Origin of the sequence: Bradyrhizobium sp. CCGB20 (assembly GCF_024199855.1) — a bacterium.
In the GTDB taxonomy this organism is placed as follows: domain Bacteria; phylum Pseudomonadota; class Alphaproteobacteria; order Rhizobiales; family Xanthobacteraceae; genus Bradyrhizobium.
Genome location: NZ_JANADN010000001.1, coordinates 608,935 through 622,356, shown reverse-complemented (window position 1 = coordinate 622,356; position 13,422 = coordinate 608,935). Strand labels below are relative to the sequence as shown.

At 64.3% G+C, this 13,422-nt stretch carries 11 protein-coding genes; 4 read left to right on the top strand and 7 right to left on the bottom strand.

The annotated features are described in order from the left end of the window. Positions 1-85 precede the first annotated feature (85 nt). Positions 86-550, bottom strand: coding sequence for an Lrp/AsnC family transcriptional regulator (locus NLM15_RS02855; RefSeq protein WP_254115178.1), 465 nt, complete (start codon positions 548-550; stop codon positions 86-88). Between the two features lie 157 nt (positions 551-707). On the opposite strand from NLM15_RS02855, the gene NLM15_RS02850 reads away from it, so the two are divergent. Further along, positions 708-1,724, top strand: coding sequence for a 1-aminocyclopropane-1-carboxylate deaminase (locus tag NLM15_RS02850; RefSeq protein WP_254115177.1), 1,017 nt, complete (start codon positions 708-710; stop codon positions 1,722-1,724). 187 nt (positions 1,725-1,911) lie between these two features. Here NLM15_RS02850 and recQ read toward each other — a convergent pair whose 3' ends face one another. The 5 genes from recQ to NLM15_RS02825 form a co-directional block, all read right to left on the bottom strand. Continuing rightward, the gene (gene recQ / locus NLM15_RS02845; protein ID WP_254115176.1) at positions 1,912-3,777 is read right to left on the bottom strand and encodes a DNA helicase RecQ; all 1,866 of its coding nucleotides are present in this window, start codon (positions 3,775-3,777) and stop codon (positions 1,912-1,914) included. Positions 3,778-4,022: 245 nt separating this feature from the next. Beyond that, a complete protein-coding gene (locus NLM15_RS02840; protein ID WP_309144913.1) occupies positions 4,023-4,766 on the bottom strand; it encodes a polysaccharide deacetylase family protein in 744 nt (247 codons plus the stop codon). Positions 4,767-4,872: 106 nt separating this feature from the next. Further along, a complete protein-coding gene (locus NLM15_RS02835) occupies positions 4,873-5,874 on the bottom strand; it encodes a homoserine O-succinyltransferase (RefSeq protein WP_254115174.1) in 1,002 nt (333 codons plus the stop codon). Between the two features lie 12 nt (positions 5,875-5,886). Next, positions 5,887-7,188 (bottom strand): O-acetylhomoserine aminocarboxypropyltransferase/cysteine synthase family protein, encoded by a 1,302-nt coding sequence (locus tag NLM15_RS02830; RefSeq protein ID WP_254115173.1) that lies wholly within the window; start codon positions 7,186-7,188, stop codon positions 5,887-5,889. Between the two features lie 129 nt (positions 7,189-7,317). After that, a complete protein-coding gene (locus NLM15_RS02825) occupies positions 7,318-7,641 on the bottom strand; it encodes a hypothetical protein (RefSeq protein WP_254115172.1) in 324 nt (107 codons plus the stop codon). Between the two features lie 117 nt (positions 7,642-7,758). Here NLM15_RS02825 and NLM15_RS02820 point away from each other — a divergent pair, with 117 nt between their 5' ends. Next, positions 7,759-9,057 (top strand): TadE/TadG family type IV pilus assembly protein, encoded by a 1,299-nt coding sequence (locus NLM15_RS02820; RefSeq protein WP_254124128.1) that lies wholly within the window; start codon positions 7,759-7,761, stop codon positions 9,055-9,057. A gap of 70 nt (positions 9,058-9,127) precedes the next feature. On the opposite strand, the gene NLM15_RS02815 is transcribed toward NLM15_RS02820, so the two are convergent. Continuing rightward, positions 9,128-10,726: an amidase family protein gene (locus tag NLM15_RS02815; protein ID WP_254115171.1), complete on the bottom strand. Its 1,599-nt coding sequence runs from the start codon at positions 10,724-10,726 to the stop codon at positions 9,128-9,130. A 255-nt stretch (positions 10,727-10,981) separates the two neighbouring features. Here NLM15_RS02815 and NLM15_RS02810 point away from each other — a divergent pair, with 255 nt between their 5' ends. Together NLM15_RS02810 and NLM15_RS02805 are read left to right on the top strand one after the other, a co-directional pair. Then, positions 10,982-11,800 (top strand): uracil-DNA glycosylase, encoded by an 819-nt coding sequence (locus tag NLM15_RS02810; RefSeq protein ID WP_254115170.1) that lies wholly within the window; start codon positions 10,982-10,984, stop codon positions 11,798-11,800. Beyond that, positions 11,797-13,407, top strand: a complete 1,611-nt coding sequence (locus NLM15_RS02805; protein WP_254115169.1) for an amidohydrolase family protein — start codon at positions 11,797-11,799, stop codon at positions 13,405-13,407. The genes NLM15_RS02810 and NLM15_RS02805 overlap by 4 nt, the downstream gene beginning before the upstream one ends. Positions 13,408-13,422: the final 15 nt, after the last annotated feature.

Below are 13,422 nucleotides of genomic sequence, written 5' to 3'. Positions count from 1 at the left end.
ATCGCGCATCAATAGCGTCGAATTGCTGTTTCGACGCGTTTTTACGGCGCGAACCGGCTTCCAACGCGCTGAAAAACGCTGCAGCTCAAAACTCCAGCGGCGCGTTGTCGACGACTTCCTTCATCACGAAGAAGGTGCGGGTCTGCCGGACACCGGGCAGCGCGATGAGCTGCTCGCCGTGGATGCGGTTGAAATCCTCCATGTCGCCGACCCGGATCTTGAGGAAGTAGTCGAAATCGCCGGCCACGAGATGGCAGTCGAGCACGAATTTCAGCTTGGCGATCGCCTGCTCGAAGGTGGCAAAGCTCTCCGGCGTCGAGCGGTCGAGCACGACGCCGACCATCACCAGCGTCCCCTTCGCCACCTTCTTCGGGGCGACCATGGCCCGGACGGCGGCGATGAAGCCGTCCTCGAACAGGCGCTGGGTGCGGCGATGGCAGGTGGCGGGGCTGATGGCGACGGTTTCGGCCAGCTCGGCGTTGCTGAGCCGACCGTTATTCTGCAGCAATCTCAACATCTTGAGGTCGATGCGATCGAGCCGGGCGGACATGGAAGAAGCTTCCGTAATGGGCTATTCAATCGGAAGAAATACTAACCATTGGCGCGATTTCCGCAAGATAAGGCGCAATATCGACGCAATATTCGGGAGCACATTTTTCCAGGCCAATGCTAGCCACATCCCAGACACACACCAACCGGGATGACCCATGAAGCTGGACCAATTCGCGCGCTATCCGCTGACCTTCGGCCCGACGCCCATCGAGAAGCTGGAGCGGCTGTCAAAGCATCTCGGCGGCAATGTCGAGGTCTATGCCAAGCGCGAGGACTGCAATTCCGGCCTCGCCTATGGCGGCAACAAGCTGCGCAAGCTCGAATACATCATTCCCGATGCGATCGCCTCCAACGCCGACACGCTGGTCTCGATCGGCGGCGTGCAGTCCAACCACACCCGCATGATCGCAGCGGTCGCGGCCAAGATCGGCATGAAGTGCCGCCTGGTGCAGGAAGCCTGGGTGCCGCACGAGGACGCGGTCTATGACCGTGTCGGCAACATCATGCTGTCGCGCATCATGGGCGCCGACGTGCGCCTCGTCGACGACGGCTTCGACATCGGCATCCGCAAGAGCTGGGAGCAGGCGATCGACGAGGTGAAGGCGGCAGGCGGCAAGCCTTATGCGATTCCGGCCGGCGCCTCCGTGCACAAGTTTGGCGGGCTCGGCTATGTCGGCTTCGCCGAGGAAGTGCGCAAGCAGGAGAAGGAGCTCGGCTTCAAGTTCGACTACATCGTGGTCTGCACGGTCACCGGCTCGACCCATGCCGGCATGCTGGTCGGTTTTGCGGCGGACGGCCGCGCGCGAAAGGTGATCGGCATCGACGCATCCTTCACGCCGGCACAGACGAAAGCCCAGGTGCTCGAGATCGCACAGAACACGGCCAAGCTGGTCGAGCTCGGCAAGGATCTCGTCGCCGACGACGTCGTGCTGATCGAGGACTACGCCTATCCCGCCTATGGCGTGCCGTCGGAAGAGACCAAGGAGGCGATCCGCCTCACCGCGCGTCTCGAAGGCATGATCACCGACCCGGTCTACGAAGGCAAATCGATGCAGGGCCTGATCGACCTCGCGCAGAAGGGTTATTTCGAGAAGGGTGCGAAGGTTCTGTACGCCCATCTCGGCGGTGCGCCGGCGCTGAACGGATATGCTTATGCGTTCAGGAATGGGTGAAGTTACCCCACCAAGACTGTCGTCCCGGGGCGCGACAAAGTCGCGAACCCGGGACCCATAGCCATAGGATCGCGTTTGGCGAAGACTCGTAATGACCAGCTTGCCATAACTAGGTTGGCCTGTGGTTATGGATCCCGGATCTGCGCTTCGCTTGTCCGGGATGACGATGTGGAGAGATCGGGACTCGCTATCGTGTCCTGATGATCTGCAGCAGATCGTCGCCGTAATGCTCGAGCTTCTTGTCGCCGATCCCCGGCACGCCACGCAGTTCGTCCAGCGTCGTCGGCCAGGCCCGGACGATGCCGTCGATGGTGGCATCGTGCAGCACGACATAGGCCGGCACGCCGCGCTCGCGCGCGACATCTGAACGCCAGGACCGCAGGCGCGCGCGCAACTCGGGATCGACATCGCCTTGCGGTGCGTTGGCCGCGGGCGCGAGGTCGCCGCGGCGGGATTTGGTCCGGCTGGCGCGGACACGCGTGCCCGGCGCCTCCTCGCGCAGCCACACCTCGGTCTCGCCACGCAGCACGCCGCGCGCGGTGTCCGTCAGCTTCAGCGCGCCGAACGCCTCGCTGTCGCTCTGCAAATGGCCCATCGCCACCAGTTGCCGCAGCACCGTGCGCCACTGCTTCTCGTTCAGCTCGCGCCCGATGCCGAACACCGAGAGCTTGTCGTGGCCGAACTGCGTCACCTTCTCGGTCAGACGGCCGATCAGCACGTCGATCAGGTGCATCGCGCCAAAACGTTGCCCGGTGCGGTAGGCGCAGGAGAGCAGCTTTTGGGCCAGCACCTTGCCGTCGCGCATCTTCGGCGGCGTCAGGCAGTTGTCGCAATTGCCGCAACTGTTCGCGGTCTCCGTCTCGCCGAAATAGGCGAGCAGTCGTTTGCGCCGGCACTGCGCGGTCTCGGCGAGGCCTACGAGCGCGTCGAGCTTGCCGATCGACACGCGCTTGAAATCGTCGGAGCCGCTGGATTCGTCGATCATGCGGCGCTGCTGCACGATGTCCGAGAGGCCATACGCCATCCAGGCCGCGGACGGCTTGCCGTCGCGCCCCGCGCGCCCCGTCTCCTGGTAATAGGCCTCGATGCTCTTGGGCAGGTCGAGATGGGCGACGAAGCGCACGTCGGGCTTGTCGATGCCCATGCCGAAGGCGATGGTCGCGACGATGACGATGCCGTCCTCGTTGAGGAACCGATCCTGGTTGCGCGAGCGCACGCTGCTGTCGAGCCCGGCGTGATAAGGCAGCGCCGCAATGCCGGCGTCATCGAGCGCCGCGGCAACCTCCTCAACGCGGTTGCGCGAGAGGCAATAGACCACGCCCGCGTCGCCGGCGTGGCGCTCCCGGATGAAGTCCTTGAGCTGCGACACCGCGTTGCGCTTGTCGACGATCTCGTAGCGGATGTTGGGTCGGTCGAAGCTGGAGACGAATTGCGGGCTGTCCGCAAGCTGCAGCCGCTGGACGATCTCCTTGCGCGTCAGCTCGTCGGCCGTCGCGGTCAGCGCGATCCGCGGCACGTCGGGGAACCGCTCGGCGATGATAGAGAGGCCGACATATTCGGGGCGGAAGTCGTGGCCCCATTGCGAGACGCAATGCGCTTCGTCGATCGCAAACAGCGACACCTTGGCCTGCGCCAGCATCGACAGGCAGCGCGGCGTCACCAGGCGTTCCGGCGCAACATAGAGCAGGTCGAGATCGCCCGCGATCAGGCGCCGCTCGATATCGGAGGCCTCTTGCAAGGTCAGCGAGGAGTTCAGCGCGGCCGCGTTGACACCGGCCTCGATCAGGCCGGCGACCTGGTCGCGCATCAGCGCGATCAGCGGCGACACCACGATGCCGCAGCCTTCGCGCAGCAATGACGGCAGCTGGTAGCACAGCGACTTGCCGCCGCCGGTCGGCATCAGCACCAGACAATTGCCGCCGTCCGTGACGTGCCGGATGATCTCGCCCTGAGCCCCCCGGAACCCCGGCAGGCCGAACACCGAATGCAGCACCGACAGCGCATCGCGGCCGTTGGCCGGCGCAGGCAGCGGAGCGGTGGAAGGAGCGGACATGAGCGTGTGAGACGTTGAGATTTCGGTCAACGCCAGTCGCATGCCGTAGGGGTCATGACAAGACTATTCGCGCGGCATCGGGAATTCGTCCCCTCTCCCCCTGTGGGAGAGGGTGGCTCGCCGCGTAGCGGCGAGACGGGTGAGGGGTTCTTTCCGCGAATCGACAGAAGCTGATTCGCTGAAACACACCCCTCATCCGGCGCTTCGCGCCACCTTCTCCCACAGGGGGAGAAGGGAAGAAGAAGCTACGCCCCGATCCTTCGCAGCGCTTCGGCGACCGTCACGATCGGCATGCCGCGCTTCCCGGCTGCTTCCAGCGCGTGGCGCATCAGGTGGGGCGTACATCCATAGGGGCTTGGCGTGTTCGTGACGTCATGGCCGTAGAAGATCAGCCATCCGCCGCTTGCGACCGCCTCGTCGAAATAGCGATCGACGCCTGCAATATCGATCTCGCAATCGACCAGAGGCGAAGCACGCAGGAACTGGAGGTCGATGACGTCGCGATTGACGCCGGGAAGAATGCCGCGCGCCGAGCGGAACGCCTTTGCGAGCTGTGGCTTGCGCCAGACCGAGGCGATTCCGTAGGGATAGGCGAAGTTCTCCAGCTTGATCGAGGAATCGATGCCGTGGAAATAGCTGCGATTCCGCTCGATCTCGCGAGCCATTGCGGCCTCGTCGAGATTGGCCGAGCTGCGGTGCGAGAAGGTGTGGCAGGCGATCTCGTGACCGGCCCGATGGAGCCGCACGATCGCGTCGTTCGAGAGGCCGTGCCAATGGTCCGAGGGACGATCGATCAGGCTGCCGGCGAGGTAGTAGGTGCCGCGACCGCCATGCCGCTCCAGAAGCTCGGCGCCCTCGCCTGCGGCGCTGTCGGGAGCATCGTCGAAGGTGAAGCTCACCATCGGCGCATGCGAGGGCAGCCGGTGCGGCGCGGCACGGAAATGCCGGGCGAGCCGATTGCTCACGCGTCCCTGGAGTGCCGACCACACGACTTACGTTTCCCGTGATTCTATATTTCTCTACTGAAACATTCGTGCGCTGGTTGAGGCAAGCCTAACGCTCGGGTAATCCTAACGCGGAGCCAACGCCCTCCGGCTAGGGCGTCAGGACCGGCGCATCGGCTTCCGCCGCGAGATATTGCAGCCAGTTGCGGAAAAGCGCCGCCGCGGCGCTGCCGGCCGCGATATCGGCGCGCAAAGTCAGCGCAGGCAGCTCGTTGGTGAGCGCCGGATGGCGTTCGTGCTTCGCCCGTCTTTCGAATCGCGCGAGCTTCTCTTCGGTCGCTGCGTCAAAATAGCTCACGGGCAGGTGCGGATAATTGTCGCGCTCACGGGCGAGATAGCGGCCGATGTCGCGCAGATATTCACGCTGGAGCGACAGCGCATCGTATTCCGGGTGCCCCTGGAAGAACACGAAGCGGCTGGCATATTGCCGGGTGAAGATATCGACACCGGCCTTTGCCGAGCGCGTCAGCACCTGATAGCCGGCCTGCGCCAGATCGCTCTCCGCGATCTCGTTCAGACGCGAATGCGAAACCTTGAGCGGCGCAGGCGCGGCGCGCGTCAGGGCATCGTTCGCGACGGCTTCGCAGTCGAAAATGCCGTGGCATTTGGCAGGCAGCCGCCGCCGTTCGATGTGGTCGAGATGCAGCACCGCCGCGTGCGCGGCGAGGCACGACCAGATCGCCGAGCGCGTGTTGACCTTGGCCCAGTCGATCAGCTCGGTGAGATCGCGCCAGTACGGCTCCTGGTCGAGCTCGGGCGCGACCGGTTCGGCTCCGGTCACGATCAGCCCGTCGAATCTGTGGCGCCTGAGCTCGGTGAGATCCGAATATTCACTCTCGACATGCCACTTCGCTTCCGGCGAGCGTTTCACCGAGGGCAGTGAGAAGCAGTGGAAGCGGATGCGGCGCGGACCTGCGGCGGCCTGGAGCAGCTTCATGAACTGCCGCTCGGTCGCTTTCAGTGCCGGGTCCGGCATGTTGTTGATCAGGCCGATCGTGAGCTCAGCACCACCGTGGTCGCGCGTGAGATCGCCCTCGGCCGGCACCAGTGCCGGGCTCGATATGCCTTGATCCCTGTCGATCAGGATCGTCATCGGCGCAGTCGCCTACTCCGCGGCCTGGAGGCGCGCCGACGGGCAGGCCTTCTCGAGCGCCTGGTCGATGTCCTCGATGATATCTGCGGAATGCTCGATGCCGATCGACAGGCGGATCGTCTCCGGCAGCACGCCGGCCGTGCGCTGCTGCTCCGTCGACATCTGCCGATGCGTGGTCGAAGCCGGATGGCAAGCCAGCGACTTGGCATCGCCGATATTGACGAGGCGCGTGATCAGTTTCAGCGCGTCGTAGAAGGTCTTGCCGGCTTCCATGCCGCCCTTGATGCCGAAGGTGAACAGCGAGGAGGCGTTGCCGTCGAGGTACTTCTGAACGAGCGGATAGTACGGGCTGTCCGGGAAGCCGGTGTAGTTGACCCAGGCGACGCGCGAGTCCTTGCGGAGGAATTCGGCGACCTTGCGGGCGTTCTCGACGTGGCGCTCCATCCGCAGCGCTACGGTCTCGATGCCCTGGAGCAACAGGAAGGCGTTGAACGGCGAAAGCACCGAGCCCATGGTACGCTGATAGACACTGCGGGCGCGCTCGATATAGGCGGTCTTGCCGAAGCGCTCGGCATAGACGAGGCCGTGATAGGAGGCGTCGGGCTTGTTGTAGGCCGGGAAGCGGTCGGCGTGCCTCGCCCAGGGGAAGTTGCCGGAATCGACGATGGCGCCGCCCAGCGTGGTGCCGTGGCCGCCGAGAAACTTGGTGAGCGAGTGTACCGCGATGTCGGCGCCGTAGTCGAACGGCTTGAGCAGGATCGGGGTCGCGACCGTGTTGTCGACGATGAGCGGCACGCCATGCGCATGCGCGATCTTCGCCAGCGCCTCGATGTCGCAGACATTGCCGGCGGGATTGCCGATGGTCTCGGCGAACACGGCGCGGGTGTTCTCGTCGATCAGTTTCTCGATCGCATCCGGCTTGTCGCTCTCGGCGAAGCGGCCGGTGATGCCCTGGCGTGGCAGGATGTGCGAGAGCAGCGTATGCGTGGTGCCGTAGAGCTGCGGCACGGAAACGATGTTGCCGCCGTGGTCGGCGACGTTGACGAAGGCGAAATGCAGCGCCGCCTGGCCGGTCGCAACCGCGAGCGCGCCGACGCCGCCCTCGAGCTGGGCGATACGCTTCTCCAGCACTGCGCTGGTCGGATTGGCGATACGGCTGTAGCGAAAGCCTTCGGCCTCGAGATTGAAGAGCGCGGCGCCGTGATCGGCGCTGTCGAAGGCGTAGGCCGCGGTCTGGTAGATCGGCACGGCCACCGCGTGCGTGGTGGCTTCGGGCTCGTAGCCGGCGTGAATAGCGATCGTCTCGTTGCGCATCGTGCCACCTCCGCGTGGAGCGGGCCGCACTTATTGGCCTGTATGAGGCATGTGCGTTGTCCGCCGCCCCTCTGTTAGAGGCGGGTGGTAAAGCGGACAATAATTCGCCTAGAGATCGAGGAAGTAACCCTAACGCTTGTTGGCGAATTGGCTAAAATTCGAGTCAATTTTCGTTAAGGAATCGATACCGGTCAGCACAGCTTGCGCGATGGTCTGTCTGCACCCGTCGTGGCAGAAACACGGCGTGAAGCGGCAACGCATCGAAGTGACGATGCAGAAGATCGCATGATCATTCAGCGCGTCTTCGCCGTAAGTCGGCGCACTCCTGCGCGACGCGGCATCCGCGCGCACGCCTTGCCGTGCGGAGACCGGTAACGCATCGCCTCGGTGATCCCACGGAGCAGACCGGAGCTCTCGCACGAAGAGCCTTTCTTCAAGGAGCTTGCGGCACATCCGCGACACGAACTGTAACGCGCAGACATGCGCGCTGACGTCAGGATCAACCCTTGCGTAATTTCCGCGATGCTACGGATCCATACGATTTTCGCTGAAGGATCCCCCTGTTTGACCATGATCACCGGGAATGCTCATCGCCTGCTCTCGCGCTTTGCGACCGATCGCCGTGGCAACATCGTCATCATCTTCGCGCTGTCGCTGTTGCCGCTGCTGTCCTTTGTCGGCGCCGCCATCGATTACTCGCTCGCGACGCGGGCAAGAGCGAAGCTGGTGGCGGCCCTCGACACCGCCGTGCTGGTCGCCACCGCCAAGAGCGAGATCACGAAGACCGCATCGGCGGCACAGAGCGATGCCGTGAACACCTTCACCGGGCAGATGTCCGCGCTCGGCCTGACGACGAGCTCCGTGACCATCACCGTGACCGACAGCGTCACCACCCGCACCGCCACCGGAACGGCCTCGTCGAGCGTGACAACTTATTTCATGGGAATCATGGGCTACAAGACGCTCGCGATCTCGGCAACATCGAGCGCCGCGGCCTCGCTACCGTCCTACATCGACTTCTACGTGCTGCTGGACAATTCGCCGTCGCAGGGGCTGGGCGCGACCACGGCCGACATGACGGCCTTGCAGAACGCGACCTCCGACAGCTGCGCCTTTGCCTGCCACGACACCTATACGTCGAGCTCGAAGAAGACGCTTCAGACCTCGAGCTACTACTCGATCGCCAAGAAGCTGGGGATCAAGATGCGGATCGACCTGGTGCGTGACGCGACGCAGTCGCTGACGGATACGGCGACCGCGAGCCAGCTCGTCAGCAACCAGTACCGGATGGCGGTCTACACGATGGGCAGCGATTGCAGCTCGATCGGCCTGACGACCATATCCGCGCTCTCGTCGAGCCTCTCCTCGGTGAAGACGGCGGTTGCCGGCGTCGACCTGATGACGATCCCCTACACCAACTACAACAACGACATGTGCACCGATTTCGACGGCACGCTGTCGTCGATGAACGGCACGATCCCGACACCCGGCGACGGCTCCTCGTCGTCGCCGCAGAAATGGCTGTTCTTCGTCTCGGATGGCGTCGCCGACTACTATTATCCCTCGACGTGCAGCAAGACGGTGATCAGCTCGTCAGGGCGGTGCCAGGAGCCGCTCACGACCACGATCTGCGACACCATCAAGGCGCGCGGCGTCAAGATCGCGGTGCTCTACACCACCTATCTCGCGATCACCAACAACAGCTGGTACAACACTTATATCGCGCCATGGCGCAGCTCGATCGGGACCAAGATGCAGGCTTGCGCGACGTCGGGCTATTATTACGAGGTGTCGAGCGATGCCAGCATCAGCGACGCGCTGAACGCGCTGTTCCAGAAGGCGATCGCCGCCTCGCATCTGACGAACTAGCCATCAGCTCCGTTCCGATGAAATCGGAACGGAGCCTTTTTTCCTTACGCCAAGCGCTTTGGCCGCGGGTTCAGGCCATCGCCTCCCAGAGCCGATGGGTGAGCACACCGGCACGCTTCTCGATCGCGGCCGCCGCATCGAGCGCGAGGTCCTCGCGATAGCGTCCCGCGATGAGCTGCACGCCGATCGGCTTGCCGTCATGCAGGGTCACCGGCACCACCGCGCCGGGCAGGCCCAATACGTTGATGGCGGAGATGAAGCGGATCTCGCCCCAGAAGATCTCGCGCACGCGCTCGGCGCTGACGGTGTCGTCGCGCGGCCCGGGCGTCGGCTTCACCGTAGTCGGCGCCAGCACCACCGGGTATTCCTCGAAGAACAATTGCCAGGCACGGATATGGCCGTTGCGTGCGGCGGTGGCGCGCATCCAGGCCGGCAGGTCGAGTACGCCGGCCTTGGCCTTCATGCCGCCCCACGCCTTGTGGAAGTCTTCCGAAGTCACCTTCAGCATGCCGGCTTCCTGCATCACCACGGTCTCGTTGGTGATGATGTCGCACCAGGTCTGCCAGACGCCGTTGATGTCGGGGACATCGACCTCGCTCACGCGATAGCCGGAGCGTTCGAGATGATCGGCGGCCTGGCGCAGTGCCGCGTGCACAGACGGATCGACGTCCATGTCCTCCGGGATCTTGGCCAGCGCGACCTTGATCGGCCCTTTCGGCTTCGGCCCGGCCAGCGGCGCCGGCACCCACCAGGGATCGCGCGGATCGCGCTGGCTCATCACTTCCAGAGCGAGACGAACGTCGCCGACGTGGCGGGCGAGCGGGCCCTGTGCCGACATCAAATGCGCCAGCATCGGCCGCTCGGCCGTTGCGCTTCCGTTGAAGGCCGGGATGCGGCCCTGCGTCGGCTTGATGGTGGCAACGCCGTTGCAATGCGCCGGCCAGCGCAGCGAGCCGCCGATATCGTTGCCATGGGCGATGGTGCCGATGCCGGCGGCGACCGCCGACCCCGCACCGCCCGAGGAGCCGCCGCAGGTGATGTTGGGATCCCAGGGATTGAGCGTCAGCCCGTGCAGGGGATTGTCGGTGAAGCCGCGGAACGAGAATTCGGGCGTGTTGGTGAGACCGATGACGATCGCGCCGGCCTTCTTCAGGTTACGGACAACAGGCGAATCCGACGGCGCGACGAGGTCCTTGTTGGCGGGCACGCCGTTGAAATTGGGCCTGCCTTCGTAATCGACGTTCTCCTTGATGGTAACAGGCACGCCGTGCAGGAGGCCGAGCTCGCCGCCCCTGCCGCGCTGCTTGTCGGCCGCCCGCGCGGCGGCAAGCGCTTCTTCCGAGAGATCGACGACGACCGCGTTCAGCTTCGGATTGACCGCGCGCATCCGTTCGAGATGCGCTTCGACGGTCTCCACGGCGGAGATTGCGCCGGAGCGGATCGCAGCGGCGGTCTCGACCGCCGACCATTGCCAGGCCGGGCCCTTCGGCCGGCGGGCCGCGGCCGGCTTGCGCGGTGCCGGCGTCTTGACTGTCTTTTTGGCTGTCTTGCTGACTGCCTTCCTGGCCGCCTTCGCGACGGCCGCCTTGCGGGCGGTGCTCGTCTTGCTCGAGGTCTTCGCTGCCTGCTTCGAAGCAGTTTTCTTCTTGGTCGCCGTCTTCTTCGCCACGCCGCATCTCCTGAATTTGCGCCGCGGAGGTTATGGAGGTCACGGGACCGTGTACAGGCGCGTTTCTGCATGGCGCATTGTCGCGGCGCTCTGTCACAGCCCCAAGCGGATCAAGAGAAGCTCATGAACCTTTGGGGCCCCTCCCTTGACCCACATAGTGGTTGAATGACGCAACAAACGACCGCCAAGATTGCGGCATGGTGACTGGCTTTTTTGACGCAGCCAGTTTGACACCGATACATCGGAGCATTTGCGATGCTCGTGGAATTCGACAGCGGATACGACCAGCAACCATTTCGCGACTTGTGCGCCGGCTACCCGGGCGCTGAAGCGTACGATCCAGATGACTTTCGGATCGAATGGGGACCGATCTTTCACCGTGGCCGGCTCGACGGATCGGCGCGCGTGCTCGTCGTCGGTCAGGATCCCGCTCAGCACGAGACCATCGTGCGCCGCATCCTGGTCGGCACCGCGGGCCGCCGGGCCCAGGGCTTTCTCGCAAAGCTCGGCATCACGCAGAGCTACGTGATGGTGAACACCTTCCTGTACAGCGTCTATGGACAGAGCGGCGGCAACAAGCACAAGAACGAGCCCGGCATCGTCGACTACCGCAACAAATGGTTCAAGGCCGTGCTCGCGCCCGGCAACATCGAGGCCGTGATCTCGCTTGGCGGCCTTGCGGACGAGGCCTGGAAAGCCTGGCTCAAGACCGCCGATGGCGCAGCCTTCAAGACCCTCGCCTATCAGCACATCACGCACCCGACCTGGCCGGAAAGTTCCGCCAGTGATAACGCGACACGGGCTGCGAACACCAAGATCATGCTGACCAAGTGGAATGCCGCGCTCGCAGCCCTCGCATCTGCGGTCCTGCATCCCGACATACCGACCACACTCGTGCCGTATGGCGACACCTTCAAGCCGACCGAACTCATCGACATCATCGCAAAGGATCTTCCCGCGGGACTACCGGCCTGGATGCGCGGGGACACGCCGTGGGCCACGCGCCAGGGCGCTGACGCGGCAGCCAAGCGACGCACGATCGCGATCACCGTTCCCGACGGGGTGATCCCATGAGCCCGGCCGCGACCCCGACGCGCTGGGCGCTGAGCGGGCGGATCGTGACGATGGCCAGTGAGGGCGACGTCATCAAGAGCGGGACGATCTTCATCGAAGACGATCGCATCGCCGCGATCGTGCCCAAGGGACAGCCCGCCCCGGCAGGCTTCGAGGCCGTCGATCCGGTCATCACCGGCGGCACCATCTATCCCGGCCTGATCGAGCTGCACAATCATTTGAGCTACAACATCCTGCCGCTCTGGAGCGTGCCGCAGCTCTACCGCAATCGCGACCAGTGGCAGAACGCCAGATCGTACAAGACGTCCGTGACCGGCCCCATGAGCGCGATTGCGCTGGCCGACGACGGCTCGCTGCTGCCGGCGCTGGTCCGCTATGTCGAAGCCAAGTGCATGGTCGCGGGCACGACGACCAGCCAGGGGATCACGCTGTCGAACTGGAGCGGCACGATCCACAAATACTACAAGGGAGCGCTGCGCGCCGCCGAGATCGGGAGCCCTCCCGATCTTCCGCGGGCCCACTCGAAGATCCCCGATATCGATGCGGAGGATTGGGCGAAGTTCGACAACGAGCTCAAATCGTCGACGTGCTTCCTGCTGCATCTGAGCGAAGGCGTCGATACCAGTGCGCACAGCCACTTTCTCGCCTTGCGCAATCCCGCAGGCGATTGGGCGATCGAACCATCGCTGGCCGGCATTCATTGCACGGCGCTCGATGCGACCGACTTCGGAACGATGGCCCAAAATCAGGCCAAGGTGGTCTGGTCCCCGCTGAGCAATCTGCTGCTCTACGGGAAAACGACCGACGTCGTGGCGGCACGCACGGCCGGCCTCACCATCGCGCTCGGCTCTGACTGGTCGCCCTCGGGCAGCAAGAACCTGCTCGGCGAGCTGAAAGCAGCGAAGGTCGTCTCCGCGCATTTCAACCTCGGCTTCAGCGACTACGCCATCGTCTCGATGGCGACGCGCAATCCGGCTGCGATCCTGAAGTGGGACGCAGGGCTGGGGACGATCGCCAAGGGCAAGTTCGCCGATCTTATGGTCGTGAAGGGCGTGACCGGCGAGCCCTACGGCCACCTGATCAAATCGCGCGAGCAGGATATCGTCCTGGTCACGATCGGCGGACGGCCGCGCTATGGAATGAAGAGGGCCATGCAGCTGGCGGGCGGAAGCGGCGAGGCCCTCAAGATCGGCAGCAGCGCACGGGTGATCGATTTCTCTTCGCCCGACCAGGATCCGGAAATCGAGAAGATCACGCTGGCGGAAGCGACCAGCCGGCTCCGCACCGCGCTCGGTCAACTCGGCACGCTGCAACCGCATAGCCTCGCCATGTCGGCGGCGATCGCCAGTGGAACGGTCTCGCGGACCGGCTGGCGTCTCGCGCTGGACGAGCAGTTCGGCAACAATGTCCAATTGCGCCCGCGGCTCGAATATAACGGTGTCAGGACCGGTCCCGATTTGCAGGCCGTCACAGCGGCGGCCGAGCCGCTGCATCCCATCAAGCTGGACGGCCTGACGGTAGCAGGCGATTCCGCCTTCCTGGACATGCTGAAGAGCGAGACGAATCTCCCGGCCGGAATCGCAACGGCGATCGCGGCTTTTTATTGAGCCGCGATCGCCGTC

Coding starts and splice junctions, on each gene's coding strand:
- NLM15_RS02810 (WP_254115170.1), top strand. CDS start 10,982: ATGCTCGTGGAATTCGACAGCGGATACGACCAGCAACCATTTCGCGAC.
- NLM15_RS02805 (WP_254115169.1), top strand. CDS start 11,797: ATGAGCCCGGCCGCGACCCCGACGCGCTGGGCGCTGAGCGGGCGGATC.
- NLM15_RS02855 (WP_254115178.1), bottom strand. CDS start 550: ATGTCCGCCCGGCTCGATCGCATCGACCTCAAGATGTTGAGATTGCTG.
- NLM15_RS02830 (WP_254115173.1), bottom strand. CDS start 7,188: ATGCGCAACGAGACGATCGCTATTCACGCCGGCTACGAGCCCGAAGCC.
- NLM15_RS02850 (WP_254115177.1), top strand. CDS start 708: ATGAAGCTGGACCAATTCGCGCGCTATCCGCTGACCTTCGGCCCGACG.
- recQ (WP_254115176.1), bottom strand. CDS start 3,777: ATGTCCGCTCCTTCCACCGCTCCGCTGCCTGCGCCGGCCAACGGCCGC.
- NLM15_RS02825 (WP_254115172.1), bottom strand. CDS start 7,641: ATGTGCCGCAAGCTCCTTGAAGAAAGGCTCTTCGTGCGAGAGCTCCGG.
- NLM15_RS02835 (WP_254115174.1), bottom strand. CDS start 5,874: ATGACGATCCTGATCGACAGGGATCAAGGCATATCGAGCCCGGCACTG.
- NLM15_RS02820 (WP_254124128.1), top strand. CDS start 7,759: ATGATCACCGGGAATGCTCATCGCCTGCTCTCGCGCTTTGCGACCGAT.